Consider the following 24,033-nt stretch of genomic DNA (forward strand, 5'->3'; position numbering starts at 1 on the left):
GCTGCCGGTCCATCCAGCCCTCAATAGATGATTTCCGGAACACCGTTCCCGTTCGGCAGGGCTGGCCTGTTCCGGCAGGATCGGATCAGGTCCGCACGCATCGCTGCTATAAACGTGCAAGGCTGCGCAAGGTTGCGGGGCGGGCAAACAACAGGGAGCAAGCCTGAGCTGCGTCGATACTCAGGTGGCGCCTGCTGGCCTCTTAGCCCGACCGCTTCGGCGCGGCTGCCGGCAAGGGCTGCGCCGGCGGGGCGGGCGGCGGCTCCGGGCCGAAGACGCTGCGGCCGCCGAGCAGGTGCGACTGGTCGAACTCGCCGGCGACGATCTCCTTCAGGCTCGGGCCGGTGACGTAGCGCTCCAGTCGCCGCGCCTGGCCGTCGAGCCGCTGCAGGGCGCCAAGCTCCTCCTCTCGGCCGAGCTTGGCCTTGGCGACCGCCGACTTCATGACGGCGATGGTCTCGTCATAGACCTTCAGCGGCACCGGAAAGGGATGCCGGTCCTTGCCGCCATGCGCCAGCGAGAAGCGCGCCGGGTCGGAAAAGCGGCACGGCGCGCCATGCACCACCTCCGCCACCATCGCCAACGCCCGCACGGTGCGGGCGCCGACGCCCGGAACCAGCAGCAATTCGGGAAAGTCCGTCGGGCCGCTCTCGATGGCGGCGGAGATGTTGCCGTGCAGCCGGCGCATGACGATGTCGCTTTCGCGCACGTCATGGTGCGCCGGCATGACCAGGTTGGGCAGCATCGGCTGTGCACTGTCGCGCTTTGCCGAAGCCGTCGCGGGCTCGAGGGCGGCGAATTCGTGCACGATCCGGTCGGGACCGAGCTGGCGCAGAAGGTCGAGCTGGCCGCTGCGCGAGGCCTCGGCACGATGGTCGGTGAGGTTGACGATCTCGCCCTGCCGTTCGCCCTCGATCGCCGCGTGGGGCTGGTCGACGAAACTCCTCAAGCCCTCCGACAGCCAATGATAGCGGCGCGCCTGTCTTCTGTCGCCGTTCATGCCTTGCTGGACGACCACCCAGCGGCTGTCGTCGGTGACGATGAAACCATGCAGATAGAGGTCGAAACCGTCCTGCACGGCGGCGCTGTCGACCTTGGCGACCAGGCGGCTGGCTGTGGCAAGGGCCGCGCCGTCGATGCCGACGCGCTCGCCGATCATTTCCAGCTCATGCGGCGTCTTGCGCGAATGGGAACCGCGGCCGCCGCAGACATGGATGCCGAGCTCGCCCGACAGCGGCGTCAGCCCGCGCTTCAGCGCGCCGATGACGCTGGTGGTGATGCCGGACGAATGCCAGTCCATGCCCATCACCGCACCGAAGGACTGGAACCAGAAGGGATGCGCCAGCCGGCGCAGAAGCTCGTCGCGGCCGTAATGGTGGATGATCGCCTCGCACAGCACGGCGCCGAGCCGCGTCATGCGGTCGTCAAGCCATTTCGGGACCCGTCCGCCATGCAGCGGCAGGTCGGCGCTGCCGCTTCGCTGCGTCACTTGTTTCGATGCTCCGTGGCCGGCCGAGGACCGGCTCTCTCTCCCTCTAGATGGCATCCATGCGGCTATTTTCCAAGCCGGCACACAGACGCTCATTCGCGGTTTGATTCAGGATGGCGTCTCACCCGGTTGTTCGCAAAGCGTTTTTGTCCATCGCGGACTAGACATGCACGTCGCCGAAGGAGAGTTCGTCGTTGTCGTCGGGCGTCAGTAGGGCGACGCCCAGCAGGCCGGCAAAGAGGATGGCGACCAGCGTGACGATGACCAGGCCGGGCACGGGACCCAGGGCGGCGGCGTTGACGGCCTCGCGCAATGTGCCGACGAAGCCGACCGGCGCGGTTTGGTCGAGCAGGCTGGGCGTCGACAGTTTGAGGATCCAGGCGAGCAGCAGGATCAGCATCATGTGGATGTAGTTGCGGCGCAGACGGCGCGCCAGCGCCACCCGCTGCGAGACCAGGAATTTCGGCGTGCGCAGGCTTTCGCCGACGATCAGCAGCCAGTCCGAGGCGAAGTCCGGCTGCGGCGAGAAGATCTGCGCGAAATAGTGGCGCTCGAACTGGCGCACGCGGGCGCGGTAGACATCGAAGAAGCGGTAGCGCCGCGCCTCGATCCACAGCAACAGCAGCACCAGCAGCATGGCGAACAACAGCACGCCGTGATGGGCGCTGGCCGTCGACAGCGATACCGACAGCATCGCGGCCACGACTGTGATCGCCCAATTGCTGGTCCTGTCGATACGGTCGCGCCATCCCGCCATGCGCGCAATCTCGGCGCGATGGAAATGCGACATCACGGTGACCATTTCGCCAGGCGAAAGCGTCCTGCCGACGGGCGTTGCCGGCGCATCGTTCATAGTTCCCTCCCAACCTAATGGAACGCCTCGAACGCGATCTCGTTCCGCCGACGGCGGATGGCGCCGACCCAGGCGGACTTTCCGCCAATTCTATCGCGACGGCGGTGCGCCGAGGCTTTTCAAACGCTTAGGCAGGTTCGCTCAGCTTCTGAGTCCGCGTCCGAATGGCTCTGGCTCTTGAGAATCCCTTTGCCTTGGGCAACATGGCGGCGAGGCTGGAGTACGAAGATGAACAGGCCGACATCCGCCGCACGTTCACAGTCCACGACGCGAAGCGCGGCGATGGCGCTGACGGAGGCGCTGGTCGCCCGCACCTTGCGCTCAATCGAGGATGCCGGGCCGACGCCGGGCATGGTCTACATGACCGATGCCGACTATGCGCGTTTCAGCGACGAAATCCTGGGCGATGCGCCGGCCGGGCCGCTGAAACTGTTCGCCTATGGCTCGCTGCTGTGGAAGCCGGCGGGCGAGGTGAGGGGCGGCGAGCGCGCGGTGGCGACCGGCTGGCACCGCTCCTTCTGCTTCACCGTGCAGCGGTTTCGCGGCACGATCGAGCAGCCCGGCCTGATGATGGCGCTCGATCGTGGTGGCCAATGCCAGGGCATGGTGTTCGAGCTCGCGGAGCCGGTTGCCGACAATCTCGAGGCGCTGCTGCGCCGCGAGATGACCATTCTGCCCGCCGTCAACGTGCCGCGCTGGCTGCGGGTCAGGACCGAGGGCGGCACGTACCGCGCGCTCGGCTTCGTCGTCGATCCCGCCAATGCGCGTTATGTCGGCAGGCTGGACAAACGGGCGATCGCGGCGACGCTGGCCCGGGCCGCTGGCCATTGGGGCTCGGGCGCGCAATATCTGTTCGAGACCATCCGCCACCTCGACGCCTGCGGCATTCGCGATCGCAATCTGTGGCAGTTGCAGGCGCTGGTGGCCGAGGAGATCAACCGCGTCCACGCCACGGTTTAGCGATCGGCGTTCCCAGCGCAACGCGACCCGGAAGTTCCGGACGCTTTCCCGGCCCTCCAAATCTTCCGCTTGACGAACATATATCCCGACGGTTATACGTCAAATCAATAGCCAACGGGTTATCGATTAAATGCCGGATGCTCATGATGCGCTCTTCAGAACGCTTGCCGACCCGACACGGCGCGCCATCTTCGAACGGCTGTGCCGCCAGGGAGAGCAGACGGTGGGAGCGCTGACGATCCAGTCCGGGGTCTCGCAGCCGGCCGTGTCGAAGCATCTTGGCGTGCTGAAGCAGGCCGGGCTGGTGCGCGACCGCCATGAAGGCCGCCAGACGCATTACAGCGCGCAACTCGGCGCACTGGCGCCGCTGATGGACTGGACGCGTGAGATGGCCGGGTTCTGGGAAAGCCGGTTCGACGATCTCGAGGATCTGCTCAAAAGGATGGACCAGTGAACGACAGTGCCGAGACCCGCACCGTCGTCGTCGAGCGGCAGATTTCGCATCCGCCGGAAAAGCTCTGGCGCGCGCTGACGCAACCGCATCTGATCGAGGAGTGGCTGATGAAGAACGATTTAAATCCGGTCGTGGGCCATCGCTTCAACATCAGCACCGACTGGGGCGGCGTGCTGGATTGCCAGGTGCTTGCCGTCGAGCCGCACAAGACGCTGTCCTACACCTGGAACCTCGCGCACCAGGACCCCGCCTTCGATCTCAGGAGCGTGGTGACCTTCACGCTCACCCCCACGCCTGCCGGAACCTATCTGCGCATGGAGCAGTCCGGTTTCCGGCCCGAGCAGAGGCGGGCCTATGGCGGCGCCAAGATGGGATGGCCGAAATTCCTGGAGAAGCTGGAAGAGCTCCTGGCACGGACGGACTGAAACCCGCCGGCCGGAGTTCATGGCGAGGCCGTTCGAGGGCGGCCCGGAGCAAACGAAACCTATGGAGGATATGCGATGAAGATCAAATTGACCCGCGTCTATGTGGACGATCAGGAGAAGGCACTTGCCTTCTACACCGACGTGTTGGGCTTCACCAAGAAGGCCGATTTCAGCAACGGTCCGTTTCGCTGGCTGACCGTGGCCTCGCCGGACGAGCCTGAGGGAACCGAGCTGCAGCTTGCGCTGAACGACAACCCCGCGGCCAAGGCCTACCAGCAGGCCTTGTTCAAGCAGGGCCAGCCGGCGCTGATGCTCTTCACCGACGACATCAAGGCCGATCACGAGCGCATCAAGGCGCGGGGCGGGGCCTTCGCCATGGCACCGACCGAAGTGACCGGTTCCACCATTGCGCAGCTCAACGACAGTTGCGGCAACCTCATCCAGATCACGCAGCTGGCGCGCTGGTAAGGCAGGCGTTCGTTTATTTCCAGAGGAGGTATCATGGATTGGAACAAATGGGTCCGGCAAACGCATCGCTGGCTGTCGATCATCTTCACGGGGACCGTCCTCGCCAACTTCGTCGCCATGGGCTTGGGACAGCCGCCTGCCTGGGTGGTCTATTCGCCGCTGCTGCCGCTGTTCCTGCTGCTGGTCAGCGGCCTCTACATGTTCGTGCTGCCATACGCTGCCAAGCGGCTTAACGGGCGGCAGAGCGCGAGCCAGTAAGGACGGGATGGATGGCGAAGACGCAGGGACAATCAGCCAAAGGCGCCGCCAGACCTGCAACCGCCGGTCCGGTCCTGCTTTCTGGCGGTAACCCGCAGATCGCCAAGGGCGAAGGCAACGCCCCCGTCCAGGCCTACATCGCGGCCATGCCGGGCTGGAAGAGTGAGGTCGGGGGCCGCCTCGACGCGCTCATCGAGCGTGCCGTGCCTGATGTGCGCAAGGCCGTCAAATGGAACTCGCCCTTCTATGGCATGGAAGGCGAGGGCTGGTTCCTAAGCTTTCATTGCTTCACGAAATACATAAAGGTGGCCTTCTTCCGCGGCATGTCGCTGCGCCCGGTGCCGCCTGGCCAGTCCAAGAGCAAGGACACGCGTTACCTTGATATTCATCAGGACGACGAGTTCGACGAGGCCCAGTTCACCGACTGGGTGAAGCAGGCGAGCCGATTGCCCGGCGAACGGATGTGAGATTTGCGTGCCGGGCCCCGGCATTTGCCGCGCGCGACAGAGCGCCTATGATCGGGCGGACGGGGCGGTGATCGCCCTCAAGCCTGAAGGAGAACGGACATGACGAAGAGCGGGTCGCCAGAAGGCAGGTCTCCTTCGCAGCTCATAGACGGCAGGATCGAGGAACTCGGCGACTGGCGGGGCGAGATGCTCGGCCGGCTGCGCGGCCTGATCCGGCAGGCCGACCCCGAAGTGGTCGAGGAGTGGAAGTGGCGAGGGGTTCCGGTGTGGGAGCACGCCGGAATGATTTGCACCGGCGAGACCTACAAGAGTGTCGTCAAACTGACTTTCGCCAAGGGTGCGGCGCTGCCCGATCCGTCGCGCCTGTTCAACTCCAGCCTGGAAGGAAACACCAGGCGCGCCATCGATCTCCAAGAAGGCGAGGAGGTCGACGAGGAGGCGTTCAAGGCGCTCATCCGCGCCGCAGTGGCCTTGAACAAGTCCAAGGCCCGACGTTGATCCGGGAGGACAGCTCTCTTGTCCGTCACGGCCCACTTTTCCTGGAATAGCTCTAGGAACTCGGAAGGCCGGCTCTCGATAGCATTTCGAGGAATCGCGAGTGGTGGCGGTCGTTCACATAGCGCGGCACGAAGCCGGGCGAGACATTGTTCAGATTGAGATGCGGAAGCTGCGACAGGCAATGGTGGATGGCCCGGGAGGCTTCCTCGCTGTTTCCGGTCGCCGCCGCCGCTGCGGCCCAGTAAAGGGCGCCGCGAACGAAACCCGGCTTGATCCTGACCACTTTTCGCGCGACTTCGAGCGCCCGTCGGTCGTTTCCGTCGGCAAACAGTGCCACAGCCAGACTGAGGTGACGCCAGAAATCGATGACGTCATGCGCCCCGAGCCGGATCGCCTCATTGGCCTCATGCAGGGCTTCGCTGACCTGCCCACGCAAGGCAAAGAGCATCGCCATGTCGCCGTGCCCCGAGGGATAGCTTGGGTTGACGCTGATCGCATGCCGACATTCGGCCATCGCATCGTCAATACGGCCCAAACTTTCGAGCGCGAATGACAGGATACACCTGGCGATTTCATCGTCGGGCACCGCCCTTACCGCGGCTTCCGCAAGCGCGAGGGCATATTCGATTTGCCCCGGTTCGCGAGGCAGGGCGCCAAAAGCCACCCCCATGGAGATTACGATGGAGAGCGTCCGCTGTGCGCGGGCATTGTCAGGACCGAGCGCAAGGGCCTTCTCGGCAAGATCTATGCCGACCAACAGCGAGTCCCGGGTCATCTCGAAATATTTCATCAGAGCTTCATTGACCAACCTGCGCACTTCAGGGGGACCGGGCGGGCTTTTGTCGCGAACCTTCCAGTTGGTCAGCTGAAGTTCGAGAATCACGGCCAGAACAACCGATTGTGCGATCCTGTCCTGGAATTCGAGGGCATTCTGGGACTGGCCGTCGAATTTCTGGGCCCACACATTGTGACCGTCCACGGCGTCGACAAGCTGGACGTTTACCCTCAATTCCTCGCCGGATCGCTGGATGCTGCCGCTCAGCGTATAACGCGGCCGAAGTGTTCCTTGCATTTTGGCTTCCTTGCCCTGGCCGCTCTTTTCCAGGGGCGCAATTCCGGAGAGCACGACGTAGTCTGCGACCTCGGAGAGCGCGGTGGTGATGTCCTGGACAAGCCCCCTGGCGAAAAAGTCGTCGCCTCGCTTGCCCGTCAGATTGACGAAGCCGGCAACGCTGATGGATGGGCGTCCGGGGCGCTGGCCGGCCGGGGCACCATCTGCCGGCTGCATATTCGGCGCCGGATTGGAGACCGATTGCAGGGATTGCAGAAGCGCTCGCGTCTCCTGGCCGACGTCGACACCGAACTCCTTCTTCACCATGCTCCTGCAGGCTTCGTATGTCCGCATCGCCCGTTCGCGTTGGCCGCACGCAACCAGCAGTTCTATCTTCAGCCGATAGGACTCCTCCCGTGTTGGTTCCATGGCCAGAATCCGGTCAGCCAGGGCGAGCCCGGTTTCTGCGTCCACGAAACGGGCGAGCTTTTCGAAGGACTCAAGCGCGCGGCTCAGCAGCCTGTCGCGTTCCGATGCGGCCCAGTCATCGAAAGCACTGCTCCCCAGGTAAAAACCATCGAGAAAAGGGCCGCTGTAAAGGGCAAGGGCCGTTTCAAGCTCGTGCGCGGAACGGACAGAGAGTCCCGATTCAAACTCCTCGACGTCGACCCGGACAGCGTCCGGCCTGAGGCCGATCAATTCCTTCCGGGAAGTGATGAGATCCACACCCGCTCGTGACAGATCCCGGCGCAGGACGCTGAGGGATTGCCGCAGACTGTTGCGCGAGTGTTCGCTGTCGCTGTCGCCCCACAGCAGGTCAGCCAGCCTCTCCCTCGTCGCCGTCATACCCGGACACCGGGTAAGGTAGGCAATGACCGCCGGACCTCTCTTTCCGGTCAGCCATAGCGGCCCGAGAGCTTCGCTTTCAATCCGGAAGCCGCCGAAGAGTGAGATTTTATTTGTGACTACCCCATTCGTATTTTTGCGCCGCTTAGCGGCCCCCCAACCTGACGGAATTCTAACTCAAAACTAACGCTGCGCAAACCGCGCGGCCGCGCATTCAAACGCTGTCGTGACGGCAGGTCAATTAGACATCGCTTAAGAAGGCGGACGAAGCGTTCCTTCCCGTGCCCCGCACTCAGGCCGTGGTCATTGATTGAGAAGGAGAGATTCCGCCGCAGGCGCATTGGGGGCGGCAATGGTTCTCAGCGCGATCCTGTCCATCGCGATGTCACGCCGGACGCCCGCGGTGGGCGCATCCAGCCGTCAGTTCATATCAAGTGGGGGAATGTGATGATCCTTGCCGGCCATAATGAGATGGAGAACGAGATGTTCGGAAGTGCAGTTGAGGGCCGTCTTCCAGGGCGGGCCGGACGATCTGCCGCGGAGCCGGCAAAGGGGGCCAGCGCATTCCTGAGATTGGCGGCGGCAGTTGCTGCTTCAGGGTTGTGGGTGCTGCCGGCGCATGCCGCCAACGTCGATGTCGCCGTCGTGTTCGCGGTCGATTTCTCAGGCTCGATCGATCCGGCCATTGCCGACCTGCAACGGCAGGGACATGCCGCGGCACTCACTTCGCCCGAGATCATCGCGACCATTACCCGCAACTATGTCGGCTGCATCGGCGTGGCCTATTTCGAATGGTCGAGTCCGGGACGCACACGTGTCGTGCTGCCATGGACAAGCATCTGCGGGCTTGAAGATGCCGAAGCGGCTGCGTTGGTGATCAGCAAAAGGGGCGATACCGGGGTTATCCGCAGGGGGCGAAGCGGAACATCCCTGTCCGCTGCCATCGACGTTGGAAGTCTGTTGCTCGACCAGTTTCCGGGGAAGGCGGCAAAGAAGGTGATCGACATCTCTGGCAATGGCGAGAACAATGACGGGCTTCCCGTTCAGCCGAGCAGGCTGAACGCCATCGGCAAGGGATATACGATCAATGCGATCGCCCTTCCGGTGCAAGACAAACTCCCCAACCGACAGTTGGCATCCTATTTTGCCGACGCCGTCATCGGCGGTCCCGAGGCCTTCGTCATGACGCCGACGGGGCCAAACGACTACACCACCGCTCTTCGACGGAAGCTGGTGACCGAGATAAGCATGAATGCCGATCCACAATCGCCGTCGCGTGGGGACGGGCGCGGTGCAAGAGAAACCCGCCCCTCGCTCCTCACCCGTCCCTGAGCCAGACCAGCATCTCGCCGGGTTCGCGGTTGTCCCAGGCGAAATAGGGGATGGCGGTCAGCCGCGTCTGCCTGGTGGCGGGCGGGTCGGAGCGGTAGAGCTGGTCCTGCCAGCCGTCATCGGCATCGGCCTGTGCCGTGGCCGAAAGCGTCACCACGCCGCCCAGCAGGTTCGGCTCGTCATGCGCCTCGATGCTTGCGGTGCGCGGCAATGCGATGCGGTGCAGGCTGCCGTCATTGTCGGTCGCCTCGACGCAGTAGATCAGCGGGCCGCGCGACAGCGCCACGCGGCCGGCGTCCTGGCGCACCTGCGGGTTGGCGTAGAGCCGTTCGATCGGCATTTCGAGATCGAGGCGGACGCTGTCGCCCTTCTTCCATGTGCGCCGGATCGCCGCGTAACCGTCGCTGGTGACGTCCTCGAGTTTCACCGTCTCGCCATCGACCTTGAGCGCCGCGCCGGCGCTCCAGGCCGGCACGCGCAGATGCAGGGTGAACGCGACCGGCGCCTGCGGCTCGATGGTGATGGCGACCGCGCCGTCCCAGGGATAGCGGCTCGCCTGCGTCAGCGTGACCGGCACGCCCGCTATGTCGAAGCGGGCGGTGGAATCGCCATAGAGATGGACGGCGAGCGCGTCGTCCGCCAGGCTGTAGAAATAGCTGCCGATGGAGGCGACCATGCGCCCGATATTGGGCGGGCAGCACGGGCAGCGGTGCCATTTCCATCTGTTGTGCCGGCCCCGGCTTTCCAGCGGGTTTTCGTAGAAGAACAGCGAGCCGTCGAGCGACAGGCCCGAGATCGAGCCGTTGTAGAGCGCCCGTTCCATGATATCGGCGTAGCGGGCGTTCGGCCCCATGCCGAGCATGCGGCTGGCCCAGAACACCAGGCCGACCGCGGCACAGGTCTCGGCGTAGGCGCTCTCATTGGGCAGGTCGAAGTCGCTGGTGAACCCCTCATTGTGCGCCGACGGACCGAGCCCGCCGGTAATGTAGAGGTTCTTGCTGGTGAGATCGTCCCACAGCCGGTCGAGCGCCACCCGCAAGCTGTCGTCGCCATATTCGGTGGCAATGTCGGCCATGCCGGAATAGAGATACATCGCCCTGACCGCATGACCGACGACCTTGTCCTGCTCGCGCACCGGAATGTGCGACTGGCTGTATTCATAGGTCTTGAAATGATAGGCCCTGGGATCGGCGCCGCGCGCGCGCGCCTCCTCGTCGAAATAATGCGGTTGCTGCCCGCGCTGGTCGATGAAGTATTTCGCCAGCTCCATGTATTTGTTCTCGCCCGTCACGCGCGCGAGCTTCACCAGAGCCAGCTCGATCTCCTCATGGCCGCAATAGCCCTTCTTCTTGCCCGGCTCGGGCCCGAGCACCGAGGCGATATGGTCGGCATAGCGGCACATCACATCGAGCAGCTTGCGCTTTCCCGTCGCCTGGTAATAGGCGACGGCGCCCTCGATCAGGTGGCCGGCGCAATAGAGCTCGTGGCAATCGCGCAGATTGGTCCAGCGCAGGCCGGGCTGGATGCGCTGGTACCAGCTCGAGAGATAGCCGTCCGGCTGCTGCAGCTTTTCGTAAAGGTCGATGACGGCGTCGATCTTCTTCTCCAGCTCCGAGTTCTTGGCGCGGTAGAGCGAATAGGCGGCCGTCTCGATCGTCTTGCCCCAGTCGGAGTCCCAGAACATCTGCGTCGTCACCGTCGAGCCGGTGAAGCCGGGAGAGGCCGCCTCGTCGGGCGATGGGGAATGGAACGGGATGACGACGCCGGGCGAGGGCCGGTCCGGATCGATCTGCTCCAGCATGCCCGCCTCCACGCAGCGGTCGTAGAGGATGTCGGCGGTGCGCGCGGCGACCGCGTCTGCACGGTCGCCCCAGAAGCCGCGCACGTCGACCTGCGGCACCGGCAGCGGCCGGAAGGCGAGTTTGGGCCTGGAGGCGCTGGCAGGGCTGGCGGATGACGATGCGGTCATGAACTTACTCCATTCGATCGATTACTTGACGGCCCCGGCCATGAGGCCGCGGATGTAGAAGCGCTGCAAAGCCAGGAACAGGATCAGGCATGGCACCATCATCACGGTGACGCCCGCCTGCACCGCGCCCCAGTCGATGGCGCCGAAGCGGCCGGACTGGAGTGCGGTCATCATCACCGGCAGCGTGAATTTGGACTGGTCGGTCATCAGCACCAGAGCGGCGAGGAACTCGTTCCAGGCGCCGAGGAAGGCGAACAGCGCGATGGTGACGACGCCCGGCCAGACCAGCGGCAGCATCACCTTCAACAGCATGGTGGCGTTTCCGGCGCCGTCCATGCGCGCGGCCTCCTCGATCTCGCGCGGCACCGCGTCGAAGGCGTTGCGCATCATGAAGATCGAGAACGGCAGTTGCAGCGTCACATAGACGCCGACCAGCCCGGTCAGCGTGTTGTGCAGGCCGAGCTTGGTCAGCACCAGGAAAATCGGTGTCAGGATCGACTGGAACGGGATCATGATCGTCGACAGGATGAGGACGAAGAACAGGTCCTTGAGCGGAAATCGGAAGCGCGAGAAACCATAGCCGGCGAGCACGGAGACGACGACCGAGACCAACACCGTCAGGACGGAGACGTAGATGCTGTTCTGCGCCGAGACCCAGAGCCCGTCGCCGAACGTGTCGAGCGTGGCGTAGTTTTCCAGCGAGAAGCCTGTCGTCGGCCAGGGCGGCAGCGGCGGCTGGCGCGCTTCCTGCGCCGGCTTGAAAGCCGACAGCGCGGCCCACACGATCGGCGCCACGAACAGCACCGAGGCGATGATGCCGGTGGAGTGCCTGACGACGCTGGCGGCGAGCTTGCCTTGGGCGGACATTGCCTGCGCCATCAGTCGACGCCCTCGGGCTTCCTCAGCAGCCAGAGCTGCACGAGGCTGAGCGCCACAAGAATCACCAGCAGCACCATGGAGAGCGCCGCGCCATAGCCGAGCTTGAACGACACGAAGGACTGGTTGAAGATCCAGTACACCGCCGTCAGCGTCTGGTTGCGCGGGCCGCCGCGCAGGATGATGTAGAACTGGTCGAAGGCGAGGACCGAGCCGGCCACCGACAGAATCAGCGCCAGCGCCAGCGTGCGGCGCATCAGCGGCAAGGTGATGGCCCGGAACCTTGCGAACGGGCCGGCGCCGTCGATGACGGCCGCTTCCTGCAAATCCTGCGGGATCGATTGCAGGCCGGTCATCAGGATGATCATGGTGAAGCCGGCGACCTTCCACACCACCATCGCGATGATCGACCAGAATGCCGGCTGAAAGGTGGCCAGAAGATTGAATTTCCTGTCGATCAAGCCGAGGTTGTAGGCGGCCGGGCTGAACAGGCCGGAATCGACGTTGAGCAGCCATGACCAGAGCAGGCTCGCCGAGGCGAAACCGACCACGGCCGGCATGAAGAAGGCGGTGCGGTAGAGATTGGTCAGCGGACGTGGCCGTTCGATGAAGATGGCCAGGGGAAACGCCACGGCGAAGATCGCGATGGTGACGACCACCGTGTAGTAGGCAGTGAATTTGAGCGCGTTCCAGAACCTGGTGTCGCGCAGGATCGCCACGTAATTGTCGAGGCCGATGAAGGAGTGCTCGCCCATCAGCGGCCAGTTGTGCAGCGACATCCACGCCGTCATGCCGAGCGGAATGACGAAGAACACCATGACCAGCGCGACAGCCGGCGCGACGTAGATGAGGCCGATCCATTGCCGGCGACCGGCGCCGACGAGTTTTCGGGCGCGGGGCGGGGCGGTGGTTGCTGTGATGGTGGTCATGCGTGGTCTCCGGGTGCGGCGTCCCCCTCCCCCTTGAGGGGAGGGGCCGGCCGAAGGCCGGGGATGGGGTCCTCTGCGAAGTGCGCCGACGCAAGAACGACGTCGAGCACTGCCGAGCCGACCCCACCCGGACTTGCGGTCCGACCTCCCCTCAAAAGGGGGAGGTGAGACAGGCGCCTATTTCTGCGGCGCCTGGTCGATGATCGACTGCATGGTCTCCTGCGCGTTGGCGATGGCGCCGTCGACGTCGTCGCCGAAGAACACCTCGTTGACCATCTGCGTCCACGGGCCGTTGGCGGAGTTGATCAGGTCGTTGAAGACCACCGAATAGGGCGTCCTGCCCTTGGCCATGGCCTCGGCGGCGACCTGGTAGCGCGGATCGAGATCCTTCAGCGCGTCCTTGGCGATGTCGCCGCGCACCGGCAGGCTGCCATATTTGGCCAGGATCGTCTGGCCTTCCAGCGAATAGGCGAAGTCGAGGAACTCCTTCACCACATCGATCTTCTTGGTGCCCTTGGTGACGACGAAATTGTCGCCGCCGGCAAAGGACGACCAGCCGCCATCCTTGCCCGGCAGGAAGGTGATGCCATAGTCGATGTCGGGATACTGGGTGTTGAGCGCGCCGATGGCGAAGGCGCCCGAAGGCGAGATGCCGATGTTTCCGCCGGCGAAGGCGGCGAAGAAATTGGCGCCGGTGTCGGTCTGGGCGCCTTCCGGCACCAGGCCCTTCTTGACCATTGAGCGGTAGAGGTTGATGGCGCCGCGCAGCTGCGGGCTGTCCAGCGTCGCCTTGGAGCCGTCCTGCGAGAGGATGTCGCCGCCCGAGGCCCAGACCAGCGGCGTGAAGGTGAAAATGTTGCAGCCACCGCAATTGCCAGAGAAGTAGAAGCCCTTGATGTTGCCGCCGAGCGCGTTGACCTTCTCAGCGTCGGCTTCGATCTCGGCCCAATTGGCCGGGCCCTTTTCGGGGTCGAGGCCGGCCTGCTTGAACAGCTTCTTGTTCCAGATCAGCACCGAGGCGTCGGCGGAGAAGGGCAGGCCGTAGATGCGGTCCTTGTACGTGCCGGTCTTCACATGAGCCGGTGACAGGCTGGCGAAATAAGGCAGGGATTTCGCCCAGTCGGTGATGTCCTCCAGCTGGCCGGCGGCGGCGAAGGAGGGCGTGTAGATCAGGTCGAGCGACAGCGCGTCGGGCGCCGTGCCGCCGGCGGCGGCAGCACCGTATTTCGGAATGATCTCGGCATTGGGGATGATGTCGAGCTTGATCTGGTTGGTGTGGCCCTTGTTGTAGGCATCGACGATGCGCGGCATGAAGTTCGAGCCGTCGGCGCGCACCCAGATATTGGCGGTCTCGGCGGCGGCAAATTGCAGTCCGCAGCCGAGTACGGCGGCCGTCAAGGCCAGTTTGGTCAGGGCCAGCCTGGCAATCAAAGTCCTCATATTCTCCTCCTCCACGTTTTGGCCGCGATGCGCGGCTTGCCGCCGATTGCGGCGTTTGGTTCTTCAGCCGTCTTTCTCAGCCATCTGGCAGGCGGCCGCAGGACTGACGCACCACCAGCCGGCACGGCAGTTTCCGGATGCCCGGCGCGGCGGGCTTGCCGCCGACCAGGGAAAGCAAGGTCAGCCCCGCTTCGCGGCCGAGCGCAGCCAGGTTCATGTCGACCGACGTCAGCGGCGGGCGCGTCGCTTCGGCCACGATCTCCCAATTGTCGAAACCGATGACGCCGACATCGCCGGGCACGTCGAGACCGCGTTCGCGCAAGGCATCGATGACGCCGCGCGCGATCTGGTCGTTGCCGCAGAAGACTGCGTCCGGCCTTTCGCGCTCGCCATCGAAAAGGACCGACACCGCTTCATGACCCCAGGCTTCAGACCAGGGGCCGAGCAGCGGATCGGACGCCGGCAAGCCGTTTTCGGCAAGCACGTCGCGATAGGCCTGGGCGCGAGCGTGCACCACGGCAAAGCTCGCCGGCCCGCTGACATGGACGATACGGCGGCGGCCTATGCGGCAGAAATGCTCCACTGCCAGCCGCGCGCCGCCGGCGTCGTCGGAGACGAAGGCGACGGCGTCGGGATCGGGTTGCGTGAAGGCATAGATCACCGGGATGCGCAGATTGGACAGGTCGACCGGCAGATGGCGGTCGATGCGCTTGCCGGTGGCGATGATGCCGTCGACGCGCTTGTCGAGCATGGCCTCGACATGGAGCTGGCCGAGACGCGGATCCTCCTCGACATTGCACAGGAACACCGAGACGCCGGCGTCGACCAGCGCGTCCGATATGCCCGACATCAGCGGCAGCGAGAAGCGGCCATAGGTATCGTTGGTGAGCAGGCCGACGGTGAAGGAGCGCCGCCGCAGCAGGCTCTGCGCCAGGCTGTTGGGCCGGAAGCCGAGGCGCTGCGCGGCCTCGCGGATGCGCTCGCGGGTCTCGGCGGTCATGCGGCCTTGGTCGTTGAGCGCCTTCGAGGCTGTGGCGACGCTGACGCCAGCCTCGGCCGCCACATCACGCAAGGTGACGGGCTTGGGAAAGGCTGGCTGATCCTCCAATGCCATCGCGGCGAAAAACCTCGGGGTTGGGAAAAGGTTTTCTCTTACAGGCTGGAATGAGACCCGACCAATGGCCGAGCCCGATCCGAAATGTTTGGAAAAACCTTTTCTCAACCCAAACTAAGCCAGATAGAGGGACTGTTCAAGGGGAAAATGGCGTGGTCCTCCAGCGGTGCCGCCGCCGGCCGGTGCATCGCGCGGGCCGCCAAAGCGGCAATCGGCGACATGTCTACAAACGACGCTTCGGTCTTAACGCTTCCGCAAATATTATCGGGTTAGTTCGCTAGTCATGGCCTCGTGGCGGAGCGGCTACGCTGGAGACGGCAAATCTCTGAAGCCTCGGTTCGATCCCGAGGCGAGGCCTCCAAAAACCCAGCTGGCATCGCGTTGAGCGGCTCTCTCTGATGGAACGTCGGAAAGATCACTCAACGAAGCGAAATCATCGCTTGATCCCGATCGCGGTCCCGCCGCTCTCTCAGCCGAAGTCGGCTGCCGTCAGCACATACATGCTCTTGTGGGTGCGGCCGTAGGCTTTGGCGGCAACGTCGTGGATGGCGTTGCTCTCGGTGTCGAACGTGGCAAGGTAGCCTGCTTCGTTGGCCACGGTCCCCGGCTGTATCTTCGACATTGCATCGGCGGCGACAGAAAAGGAAATCTGGAACATGCCGTCATGGCCAACGAACCGGATGCGCCTGCCGGCTTCGTCATAGCTGCGGCTGTGATTGGGAAAGGTCAGACCCATGGCTTTGCCTCCTAGACGCTTTGCTCGACGTAATTCCCAAGGGAATTGCTTCAGGCCTTCTTCGCAGCTCGCTTCTTTTTCGGTGCCGGGTTCAGGGCCTCGGCCTCGCGGTCGGCCTCTTCCTTGGCCAGGCGCAATTGTCTCAGCCTTGCCGTCTTGATCTCCCTGGCCCTCGCCTCCGACATGTATTCGGCGGTTGCCTTGTTGCGCTCCGCCGTCTTCTTCTGCTTGTCGATAAAGCGGGCTTCAGCTTTTTCCATGATCGTCTGGTTGCCGTCGGCCATCGAGGAAATCTCCCTTGCGTCTGAAATCGTGAAAATGAACTTGTCCAATAAATAGGCACCCAGGCGACAAAAATCAATTTTCTGAAATATTTGACCGCAGCCGGAAGCTCGAAGCCCGGCGCCGAAAACAATACTTTTCAATTATTCAATCGTCGCCGCGAACATTTTTCGAAGCCATTGGGAATGTCGCGAGCCCATCGCGCGCGGTCGCCTATATTCGGGCGGATCAGAAAGCTCTATCGGCTGCTCAACCTCAGCAGCACATCGCGCGTCAGGGGCGCGAGTTCGACGGAATTGGCCAAGCGGGGCTCCAGCCAGATGATCTCCTCGATCTCGGCGGCTATCGGCTGGCCGTCGATGGAGAGCGCGAACAATTCCGCCTCGACCGTGCTGTCCGGCTCGTTGGCGGCCTTGGCCGAGAACAGGCCGAGCCGGGAGGTGGTGGCGGGGTCGATCGCCAATCCGAGTTCCTCGCGCAATTCACGCACCAGAGCGTTGAGCGGAGCCTCGCGCGGCTCGATCTTGCCGGCGGGCTGCATGAAGGCGCTGGCGCCGCGCTTGCGCACCAGAAGCAGCCGGCCCGACGCATCCGCGATGATGCCGCGGCGACCCTGATCTTGCGGCTTTCGTGGCGGGTAGGATTCACGGTAGACTGTTCCGGTGGTCGTTTGGTGCAGAGCGCCTGCGGAAAGCGGAACCGCGATTTTCAGTTCGGAGACAAGTCATGTTTGCGGCCAAGGCCATCGACACGTCTGATAAGGTCGCGTTCTACCGCGACCTCGCCGCCCAGCTCAAAGCACTGCTCGACGGCGAGCGCGACTCGATCGCCAACGCCGCCAACACGGCGGCGCTGATCTTCCAGATGGTGCCTGACCTCAACTGGGCCGGCTTCTACTTCCTGGCCTCGGACGAGGAATTGGTGCTGGGCCCGTTCCAGGGCAAGCCGGCCTGCGTGCGCATCGCCGTCGGCAAGGGCGTGTGCGGAACCGCCGTCGAACTCGGCACCTCGATGCTGATCAAGGACGTGCACGATTTCGCCGGCCACATCGCCTGCGACGCCGATTCGCGTTCGGAACTGGTCGTGCTTCTCGAAGACGATGAAGGCGTCTTCGGCGTGCTCGATCTCGACAGCCCGCTGCCCGGCCGCTTCGACAAGGCAGACCAGGCCGGCATCGAGACACTGGCCGCGATCTATGTGGCGGCGAGTTCGTTCCAGGACTGAGCTCAGCAAACAGCCCGACGGTCGGCCATCGAGTTCCTTCGCGCGCCTCTGTCCGGCAGGACAGGGGCGCCGCAGAGCGCTACCTTGGGGCTCAGGCCAACTTCACCAGCATCAGGCTGAAGCCGCCGATGAACAGGAAGGCGGAGAAGGCGAGCGCCAGCGGGCGCAGGCCGCGCAAGCGCAACTGCGAGATGTCGGCCTGCAGGCCCATGGCGGCGAGGCCCATGGTGAGCATGATGGTGGTGGTGAGCGCCATGGCCGACTTCACTTCCGGCGGTATCGCGACCAAGCTGTTCAGCGCCACGATCACGACGAAGGCGGCGACGAACCAGGGCATGGGCGGCCGCGCCCCGGGCTGATCGCTTGCCCGGTCGCGGCTGCCGCGCCGCACCATCAGGCCGAGCGCGATGACCATCGGCGCCAGCATGGCGACGCGGGTGAGCTTGGCGACGGTGGCGATCTCGCCCGACTGGGTGCCGTTCTGGAAGCCGGCGCCGATGACTTGCGCCACCTCATGGATCGAGGCGCCCGCCCACAGGCCGAAAGCATGCTGGTCGAGGCCGAGCAGCGGCGCCAGCAGCGGGAAGCCGAGCATGGCGACGGTGCCGAACAAGGTGATCGAGGCGACCGCGTAGGTGACGTCCTCGTCGCGCGCGTCGGTGACGATGTTGGTGGCCACGATCGCCGAGGCGCCGCAGATCGAGGTGCCGGCGGCGATCAGCTGCGCCAGCTTGGCGTCGACGCCGATCAGCCGGCCGAGCGCGAGGGTGAAGAGGAAGGTGGCGCCAAGTGTGGCCGCGACAATGCCGATGCCGCCCGCGCCGATCGAGACGACTTGGCCGAGCGTCAGCTGGAAGCCGAGCAGCACGATGGCGAAGCGCAGCAGGCGCTTTTGCGAGAATGCGATGCCGGCCCTGGCGTGCGCCGGCGTGCCGAGCACGTTGGAGTAGATCATGCCGGCGACGACGGCCAGAATCATCGGGCTGAAGAGGGCGAAGCCGGAGACGTTGCGGGCTGAGAAGGCCACCGCAGTGATCATCGCGACCAATATCACACCGGGCACGGGTCCGGCCTTGGTCGAGTCGAGCGCCTTGCGGCCCTGCGCAGGTTCGGCGGAAATCAGGCTTTTTGGAATATCGTTCGCAATGTGGGATAAGGAAGACAACATCATGCTCTCAGGCGACTTCGCCCGGGGAATGCCATCTCCTAACCGATCTTTCCAATGAATTATTTTCGTTAGAATGATCGATTTTCCAGGACGGTCTCCAAGTTTGCGTGACCAAAATGCCAGGGCTGATGAGGCAGTGCGGCAAAAGAGGCTGGGGCGCCGCCAGAAGGTGGCTTGGCATTGGCTTGACGGGCCACTCATGCTGCGTCAGCTTGGCGCCATGTTCGTTTTTCCCCGCGCCAACGTTATGCGACGCCGAACCTGCATAGTGCGAGGCGGCATGCTGATTGCGCGACGACGAGAGCTGGCCCGATAATTCCGGTTCGTTCTTCCCGGCCCCGCCCGCGAAACCGCCGGCGGGCTTTTCATGTCTGGAGCCTCTCGATGAGCATCAATCCTTCCATCCAGTTCCGGCCGGCCGAGCCCGCCGACGCCGACGCCATCCGGGAGATCGTGCGCGCGGCCTATGCCAAATGGGTGCCGCTGATTGGCCGCGAACCGCTGCCCATGCGCGCCGACTACGACATAGCCGTTGCCGAGCATGAGTTCGACCTTGCGATCGAGGAGGGCGAAATCGTCGGCGTGATCGAAACCATGCCGGCCGACGATCATGTCTGGATCGAGAATGTCTGCGTGGCGCCGCATGCGCAGGGAAGGGGGATCGGCCGGCTGTTGCTGGAGCGCGCCGAACGCAAGGCGCGCGAGGCAGGCCGCCCGGAGCTTCGCCTGCTGACCAATGGCGCCTTCGCGGCCAATGTGTCGCTTTACAAGAGGCACGGCTATAGGATCGACCGGGAGGAGCCGTTCATGAACGGTACGACTGTTTATATGAGCAAGAGGCTCGCTGGATAGACCGCAATCGGAGTTCGATTATGGCTGCTGAAATCAGGCTGAAGCAACTGCCCGGGCTGTACGCGATTTCGCGGCTCGAGCCTGGAGCGGGTATTCCCGGTTGGGCGGACGGGCCAGGCTTCGTCAGCATTACCAGAACCGAGGATGAACTTTCGATCGTCTGTCTGCAGGATCGCGTTCCAGATGCCGTCAAGCGGGATGACGAGTGGGTCGCCTTCAAGCTCCAAGGGCCTTTCGCTTTCGATGAAACCGGCATCGTGTTGTCGGTCATCAGGCCACTGTCGGAAAACGAGCTGGGCGTTTTCGTGGTGTCGACTTTCGACGGCGATCACCTGCTGGTGAAAGCCGCCGATCGGGTCGCGGCGACACGGCTTCTGGGCGAAGCCGGGCATACTCTGCTGTAATTCGTTCTGCTCCAGCTATCGCCCGCCCGGCTGGTTCAACCGCTCGCGGCTCGCCTCACCAGTTCGGGGGTTGCGTTTGACAGTGCCGGTCGCGCATCGTTATTTCTAGCCAGATATCACGCCGGACGGCTGTGCGGCGCCCCTCAGGAGAAATCATGTCACATAATCTGCAGTTCTACATCGATGGCGCGTGGGTCGATCCTGTCGTGCCCAACACGCTCGATGTCATCGATCCGTCGAACGAAGATACCTTCGCGCAGATTTCGCTGGGCTCCAAGGCCGACGTCGACAAGGCGGTGGCCGCCGCGAAGCGCGCCTTCGGCACGTTCGGCTTCACCTCGGTCGAGGAACGGCTCGACATCCTCAACCGCGTCATCGAGGTCTACAAGAAGCGCAGCCCGGACCTTGCGCTCGCCGTGTCGCGCGAGATGGGCGCGCCGCGTCGGATGGCGCTCGAGAGCCAGGTCGGCATCGGGCTCGCGCATCTGGCCAAGATGGCGGAAGTGCTGAAGAGCTTCCAGTTCCGGCAGGTCAAGGGCTCCTCGCTGATCGTCAAGGAGCCGATCGGCGTCGTCGGCCTGATCACGCCATGGAACTGGCCGCTGAACCAGATCACCTGCAAAGTGGGTCCGGCACTTGCCGCCGGTTGCACCATGGTGCTGAAGCCGTCCGAGATCGCGCCGCTCGACGCCATCATCTTCGCCGAGATCCTCGACGAGGCCGGCGTGCCGAAGGGCGTGTTCAACCTCGTCAATGGCGACGGCCCCGGCGTCGGCCAGGCGCTGTCCAGCCATCCCGATATCGACATGATGTCGTTCACGGGCTCCACCCGGGCCGGCATATTGGTGGCCAAGGCCGCCGCCGATACGGTCAAGCGCGTGCACCAGGAGCTTGGTGGCAAGTCGGCCAACATCCTGTTCCCGGATGTCGACCTCGCCACCGCCGTGGCCAAGGGCGTTGCCGGCTGCTTCAGCAACAGCGGCCAGTCCTGCAACGCGCCGACGCGCATGTTCGTGCCGCGCGACCGTCATGACGAGGCGGCTTCCTACGCCAAGGCGGCGGCGGAAAAGTTCGTGGTCGGTCCGGCCGACGCTCCCGGCACCAAGCTTGGCCCTGTCGTCAGCCAGGCCCAGTTCGACAAGATCCAGGACATGATCCAGAGCGGCATCGACGAGGGCGCCACGCTGGTCGCGGGCGGCCCCGGCCGTCCGGCCGAACTCAACCGTGGCTACTATGTCAGGCCGACCGTGTTCGCCGACGTCACCCACGACATGCGCATCGCGCGCGAGGAGATTTTCGGGCCGGTGCTGGCGATCATGCCCTATGATACTGTCGAACAGGCGGTCGAGGAGGCCAACGACACCGTCTACGGCCTTGCCTCCTATATCCAGGCCAAGGATATCCAGAAGGCGCGCGACGTCGCGGCGCGCATGCGCTCCGGCAATGTCTACATCAACTACCCCGCCTGGGACGCGGGCCTGCCCTTCGGCGGCTACAAGCAATCGGGCAATGGCCGCGAATACGCCGAATACGGGCTCGAGGATTTCCTCGAGATCAAGGGCATCGCCGGGTACGAGGCGGCGGAGTAGGGCAAGACTTTCGGGCCGGCGCAAACGCCGGCCCGGTCGAAAGGGACAGGTCCCCGTCAGAGGCTCTATCTCAGCGGCAGAAACAATTCGCAGACCACATCAGGCACCGGCACGTTCGGGAACACCGAAAAGTGTCGTTGGCAATAGATCGGGAAGTCTCGTGCTTCCTCGCCGCTGGCAGGAAGCCAGTCGCGATAAAGGTAGAGCGCGGCTGGCTCCAGATTGTTGGTATTGTGGACGACGCGCAACACCGCGCAGCGTCCGCCAGGGATCACACCTGCCTTCATCTGCCCGTCATCAGCATCGATTGGCAGGTCAGTCCCGACACACAGGTCCATGCTATAATCGACTGGGTTGGCGGGAATCCGCTCGGAACGGAAGACGTTGAAGGTCGGGCTCGTCTCGGGTGACAGACCGGCGGCCTTGCGCCAGGCGATGAACCGCTGGATGGTGTCGCCAAGTGTCGCCCGGTCGCCTCGATGCTCCATGATCGCCACCGGCGTCGGGGGCACATCGCGGATCGTCACGTCGTCGTGGTCATAGGTAATGTGCATGAGCTTGCTCCTCGCATTGTCCATAGGCCCGAAGGCCGCAAGCCACGGTGCCCAGTCGGGCGATTTCCGGAACGATGAAGGCGATTGCCCAAACCGTTGCCGAAAGGCGCGGGCGAAGGCGTCCGGTGCATCGTAACCGGCATCCATCGCTATGTCGGTGACGCTTTCGGCATCCCTGTAGGCCAGCCGGTATGAAGCGCGCTTCATGCGGGCGAGCTGGACATAGCGATGCACGGACAGCCCGAAGGTCGCCGTGAACTGCCGGTGTAAATGATATTTCGAGTAGGCTGCGACGCTGCTCAGCGCGTCCAGGTCCAGATCGTCGTCCAGATGCTGGTCTATGTGATCCAGCACCCGCTGCATCCGGGCATGGTAGTTTCGAAGCGCCGCCTTCATTGTTGTGTCCTTCCGTGGCAGCACCAGCTAAACGCACGCAGGCATGACACGCTCGACCGATCTTGCGGTTTTGTCACGGGTCGCAGAACCTAGCCAAGGACCGTTTACCGGCACGCCCGATCCTGGTTGGAAAATCCAATGTCCGGAACTCAACTGTACCGGATGCAATGTTGTTTCGGACGACCAAACCGCTGTTTGTCACGGTTCTCATCAGCAGCGGGTTGTCGTGCTCGTCTTGCCAATTGGCGAATGTATGCTATATGTCTGCCAATAGCGGGAGCAAGACAATGCAGCTTCAGTCCATCGTCACCACGCCGGCCGCGGTCGGCAGCGCCATCTCGGATGAAGAGGCCGGCGCCCTGGCGCGCACCACGGTCAACCTGTTCAAGGCGTGGGGCCTGACCGACCTCGAGGCCTGCATCCTGCTCGGCGGCATGTCGGCGCGCACCTGGGCGCGCTGGAAGGAGGGCAGCATCGGCCGCATCGACCGCGACCTGCGCACCCGCATGGGGCATCTGATGGGCATCCACAAGGGCCTGCGCTATCTCTTCACCGAGCCGGCGCGCGGCTATGCCTGGATCCGCAAGCCCAATGCCACGTTCGGCGGCCAGTCGGCGCTCGACCTGATGCTGCGCGGCGAAATCTCCGACCTTGCCGCCATGCGCGAATGGCTGGACGCGGAGCGCGGTGCATGGTGAGTGGGCTCGCGGTCCGGCGCCGCGTCCACTGGTCCCAGACCTTCCGCATCATCCGCTCCATCCATCCGCCGATCGACCTCTTCGAAGACATTGCCGATCCCCGCGACTGGGAGGCGCTGGCTGCCGTCGAGGAGAAGACCAATCCGCGCATCCGGCTGGAGCTCGGCGATCTCGGCAAGGTGCCGGCCGAAAGGCGGGTGTCCGGACCCGGCGCAAGCCTCGTGATGGCGCCCTTCGTGCATTGCTCGACCTTGCGGCCCGGGCGGTTTTCCGATGGCAGCTACGGAATCTATTATGCCGGCGACCGGGAGGAGGTGGCGCTGGCCGAAACCATCCACCACCACCAGAATTTTATGCGCGCCACCAAGGAGGAGCCGGGCTGGACGGCGGATTTCCGCGTGCTGATTGGCAGCGTCGATCGCGACCTTGATGACGTCAACGCGGTGCCCGGCGCGCTTGACCCGGACGACTACACCGCCTCGCAGGCTGAAGGCCGCGCCTTGCGTGCGGCCGGCAGCGACGGGCTGGTGTGGAACAGCGTGCGCATGTCAAGCGGGCAGTGCATCGGCATCTTCTGGCCGGATGTGATCCCAGTACCGGTGCAAGGCCGCCACTACAGCTATCACTGGAACGGCGGCCGCGTGGATTTCGTGCGCCAGCACGATACGGGCAAGGTGCTGGCGGTTACTTGAAGGCGGCGG

At 64.1% G+C, this 24,033-nt stretch carries 27 protein-coding genes; 14 read left to right on the top strand and 13 right to left on the bottom strand.

The annotated features are described in order from the left end of the window. Positions 1 to 202 precede the first annotated feature (202 nt). Both LB533_RS19510 and LB533_RS19515 read right to left on the bottom strand, forming a co-directional pair. The gene (locus LB533_RS19510) at positions 203 to 1,489 is read right to left on the bottom strand and encodes a DUF763 domain-containing protein (protein ID WP_224677954.1); all 1,287 of its coding nucleotides are present in this window, start codon (positions 1,487 to 1,489) and stop codon (positions 203 to 205) included. A 160-nt stretch (positions 1,490 to 1,649) separates the two neighbouring features. Next, positions 1,650 to 2,342: a DUF2270 domain-containing protein gene (locus LB533_RS19515; RefSeq protein WP_224677956.1), complete on the bottom strand. Its 693-nt coding sequence runs from the start codon at positions 2,340 to 2,342 to the stop codon at positions 1,650 to 1,652. 228 nt (positions 2,343 to 2,570) lie between these two features. On the opposite strand from LB533_RS19515, the gene LB533_RS19520 reads away from it, so the two are divergent. The 7 genes from LB533_RS19520 (at position 2,571) to LB533_RS19550 (ending at position 5,872) form a co-directional block, all read left to right on the top strand. After that, a complete protein-coding gene (locus LB533_RS19520; RefSeq protein ID WP_224677958.1) occupies positions 2,571 to 3,302 on the top strand; it encodes a gamma-glutamylcyclotransferase in 732 nt (243 codons plus the stop codon). Between the two features lie 130 nt (positions 3,303 to 3,432). Continuing rightward, entirely contained in the window at positions 3,433 to 3,756 is a 324-nt protein-coding gene (locus LB533_RS19525; protein ID WP_140499215.1) for an ArsR/SmtB family transcription factor, read from the top strand. After that, a complete protein-coding gene (locus LB533_RS19530) occupies positions 3,753 to 4,181 on the top strand; it encodes an SRPBCC domain-containing protein (RefSeq protein WP_224677959.1) in 429 nt (142 codons plus the stop codon). Before LB533_RS19525 ends, LB533_RS19530 begins: the two co-directional genes overlap by 4 nt. Before the next feature lie 75 nt (positions 4,182 to 4,256). Further along, entirely contained in the window at positions 4,257 to 4,649 is a 393-nt protein-coding gene (locus LB533_RS19535; RefSeq protein WP_140657466.1) for a VOC family protein, read from the top strand. Positions 4,650 to 4,682: 33 nt separating this feature from the next. Then, positions 4,683 to 4,907 carry a hypothetical protein gene (locus LB533_RS19540; protein WP_224677960.1) on the top strand — a complete coding sequence of 75 codons (225 nt, stop codon included), beginning with the start codon at positions 4,683 to 4,685 and terminating at the stop codon, positions 4,905 to 4,907. Positions 4,908 to 4,918: 11 nt separating this feature from the next. Next, complete coding sequence (locus LB533_RS19545) at positions 4,919 to 5,374, top strand: DUF1801 domain-containing protein (protein WP_224677961.1); 456 nt, start codon at positions 4,919 to 4,921, stop codon at positions 5,372 to 5,374. A 99-nt stretch (positions 5,375 to 5,473) separates the two neighbouring features. Then, on the top strand, positions 5,474 to 5,872 hold the full coding sequence (locus LB533_RS19550) for a DUF1801 domain-containing protein (RefSeq protein ID WP_224677962.1): 399 nt from the start codon (positions 5,474 to 5,476) through the stop codon (positions 5,870 to 5,872). 52 nt (positions 5,873 to 5,924) lie between these two features. Here LB533_RS19550 and LB533_RS19555 read toward each other — a convergent pair whose 3' ends face one another. Beyond that, on the bottom strand, positions 5,925 to 7,769 hold the full coding sequence (locus LB533_RS19555) for a BTAD domain-containing putative transcriptional regulator (protein ID WP_224677963.1): 1,845 nt from the start codon (positions 7,767 to 7,769) through the stop codon (positions 5,925 to 5,927). A gap of 471 nt (positions 7,770 to 8,240) precedes the next feature. On the opposite strand from LB533_RS19555, the gene LB533_RS19560 reads away from it, so the two are divergent. Beyond that, positions 8,241 to 9,101, top strand: coding sequence for a DUF1194 domain-containing protein (locus LB533_RS19560; RefSeq protein WP_411970901.1), 861 nt, complete (start codon positions 8,241 to 8,243; stop codon positions 9,099 to 9,101). On the opposite strand, the gene LB533_RS19565 is transcribed toward LB533_RS19560, so the two are convergent. From LB533_RS19565 to LB533_RS19600, 8 genes are all read right to left on the bottom strand, one after another. Then, the gene (locus tag LB533_RS19565) at positions 9,088 to 11,070 is read right to left on the bottom strand and encodes a glycoside hydrolase family 127 protein (RefSeq protein ID WP_224677965.1); all 1,983 of its coding nucleotides are present in this window, start codon (positions 11,068 to 11,070) and stop codon (positions 9,088 to 9,090) included. The genes LB533_RS19560 and LB533_RS19565 overlap by 14 nt on opposite strands. A 21-nt stretch (positions 11,071 to 11,091) precedes the next feature. Then, complete coding sequence (locus tag LB533_RS19570) at positions 11,092 to 11,949, bottom strand: carbohydrate ABC transporter permease (protein ID WP_224677966.1); 858 nt, start codon at positions 11,947 to 11,949, stop codon at positions 11,092 to 11,094. Beyond that, entirely contained in the window at positions 11,949 to 12,875 is a 927-nt protein-coding gene (locus LB533_RS19575) for a carbohydrate ABC transporter permease (RefSeq protein WP_224677967.1), read from the bottom strand. Before LB533_RS19575 ends, LB533_RS19570 begins: the two co-directional genes overlap by 1 nt. Before the next feature lie 177 nt (positions 12,876 to 13,052). Then, complete coding sequence (locus tag LB533_RS19580) at positions 13,053 to 14,315, bottom strand: ABC transporter substrate-binding protein (protein WP_224677968.1); 1,263 nt, start codon at positions 14,313 to 14,315, stop codon at positions 13,053 to 13,055. 76 nt (positions 14,316 to 14,391) lie between these two features. Then, on the bottom strand, positions 14,392 to 15,429 hold the full coding sequence (locus LB533_RS19585; RefSeq protein WP_224677969.1) for a LacI family DNA-binding transcriptional regulator: 1,038 nt from the start codon (positions 15,427 to 15,429) through the stop codon (positions 14,392 to 14,394). A gap of 469 nt (positions 15,430 to 15,898) precedes the next feature. Further along, the gene (locus LB533_RS19590) at positions 15,899 to 16,165 is read right to left on the bottom strand and encodes a DUF1488 domain-containing protein (protein ID WP_140642011.1); all 267 of its coding nucleotides are present in this window, start codon (positions 16,163 to 16,165) and stop codon (positions 15,899 to 15,901) included. Positions 16,166 to 16,215: 50 nt separating this feature from the next. After that, positions 16,216 to 16,449 carry a hypothetical protein gene (locus tag LB533_RS19595; RefSeq protein WP_140642121.1) on the bottom strand — a complete coding sequence of 78 codons (234 nt, stop codon included), beginning with the start codon at positions 16,447 to 16,449 and terminating at the stop codon, positions 16,216 to 16,218. Positions 16,450 to 16,685: 236 nt separating this feature from the next. After that, entirely contained in the window at positions 16,686 to 17,015 is a 330-nt protein-coding gene (locus LB533_RS19600; RefSeq protein WP_318012447.1) for an NUDIX domain-containing protein, read from the bottom strand. 158 nt (positions 17,016 to 17,173) lie between these two features. Between LB533_RS19600 and LB533_RS19605 the strand changes: the two genes are divergently transcribed. Continuing rightward, the gene (locus LB533_RS19605) at positions 17,174 to 17,671 is read left to right on the top strand and encodes a GAF domain-containing protein (protein WP_224677970.1); all 498 of its coding nucleotides are present in this window, start codon (positions 17,174 to 17,176) and stop codon (positions 17,669 to 17,671) included. Positions 17,672 to 17,762: 91 nt separating this feature from the next. Here the strand turns inward: LB533_RS19605 and LB533_RS19610 are convergent, their stop codons facing one another. After that, positions 17,763 to 18,836: a YeiH family protein gene (locus LB533_RS19610; protein ID WP_224678040.1), complete on the bottom strand. Its 1,074-nt coding sequence runs from the start codon at positions 18,834 to 18,836 to the stop codon at positions 17,763 to 17,765. Positions 18,837 to 19,223: 387 nt separating this feature from the next. Here LB533_RS19610 and LB533_RS19615 point away from each other — a divergent pair, with 387 nt between their 5' ends. The 3 genes from LB533_RS19615 to LB533_RS19625 all read left to right on the top strand — a co-directional run bounded on the left by LB533_RS19615 (position 19,224) and on the right by LB533_RS19625 (position 21,684). Then, complete coding sequence (locus LB533_RS19615) at positions 19,224 to 19,691, top strand: GNAT family N-acetyltransferase (protein WP_224677971.1); 468 nt, start codon at positions 19,224 to 19,226, stop codon at positions 19,689 to 19,691. Between the two features lie 20 nt (positions 19,692 to 19,711). Continuing rightward, on the top strand, positions 19,712 to 20,095 hold the full coding sequence (locus LB533_RS19620) for an ACT domain-containing protein (protein WP_224677972.1): 384 nt from the start codon (positions 19,712 to 19,714) through the stop codon (positions 20,093 to 20,095). A 155-nt stretch (positions 20,096 to 20,250) separates the two neighbouring features. After that, positions 20,251 to 21,684, top strand: a complete 1,434-nt coding sequence (locus LB533_RS19625) for an aldehyde dehydrogenase family protein (RefSeq protein ID WP_224677973.1) — start codon at positions 20,251 to 20,253, stop codon at positions 21,682 to 21,684. Positions 21,685 to 21,749: 65 nt separating this feature from the next. Here LB533_RS19625 and LB533_RS19630 read toward each other — a convergent pair whose 3' ends face one another. Continuing rightward, positions 21,750 to 22,634, bottom strand: a complete 885-nt coding sequence (locus tag LB533_RS19630) for a GyrI-like domain-containing protein (RefSeq protein ID WP_224677974.1) — start codon at positions 22,632 to 22,634, stop codon at positions 21,750 to 21,752. Between the two features lie 287 nt (positions 22,635 to 22,921). Between LB533_RS19630 and LB533_RS19635 the strand changes: the two genes are divergently transcribed. Together LB533_RS19635 and LB533_RS19640 are read left to right on the top strand one after the other, a co-directional pair. Continuing rightward, positions 22,922 to 23,332 (top strand): MbcA/ParS/Xre antitoxin family protein, encoded by a 411-nt coding sequence (locus LB533_RS19635; protein ID WP_224677975.1) that lies wholly within the window; start codon positions 22,922 to 22,924, stop codon positions 23,330 to 23,332. Next, the gene (locus tag LB533_RS19640) at positions 23,326 to 24,024 is read left to right on the top strand and encodes an RES family NAD+ phosphorylase (protein WP_224677976.1); all 699 of its coding nucleotides are present in this window, start codon (positions 23,326 to 23,328) and stop codon (positions 24,022 to 24,024) included. Before LB533_RS19635 ends, LB533_RS19640 begins: the two co-directional genes overlap by 7 nt. Positions 24,025 to 24,033 lie beyond the last annotated feature (9 nt).

Origin of the sequence: Mesorhizobium sp. BR1-1-13, from assembly GCF_020165515.1 — a bacterium.
Classification (GTDB): domain Bacteria; phylum Pseudomonadota; class Alphaproteobacteria; order Rhizobiales; family Rhizobiaceae; genus Mesorhizobium.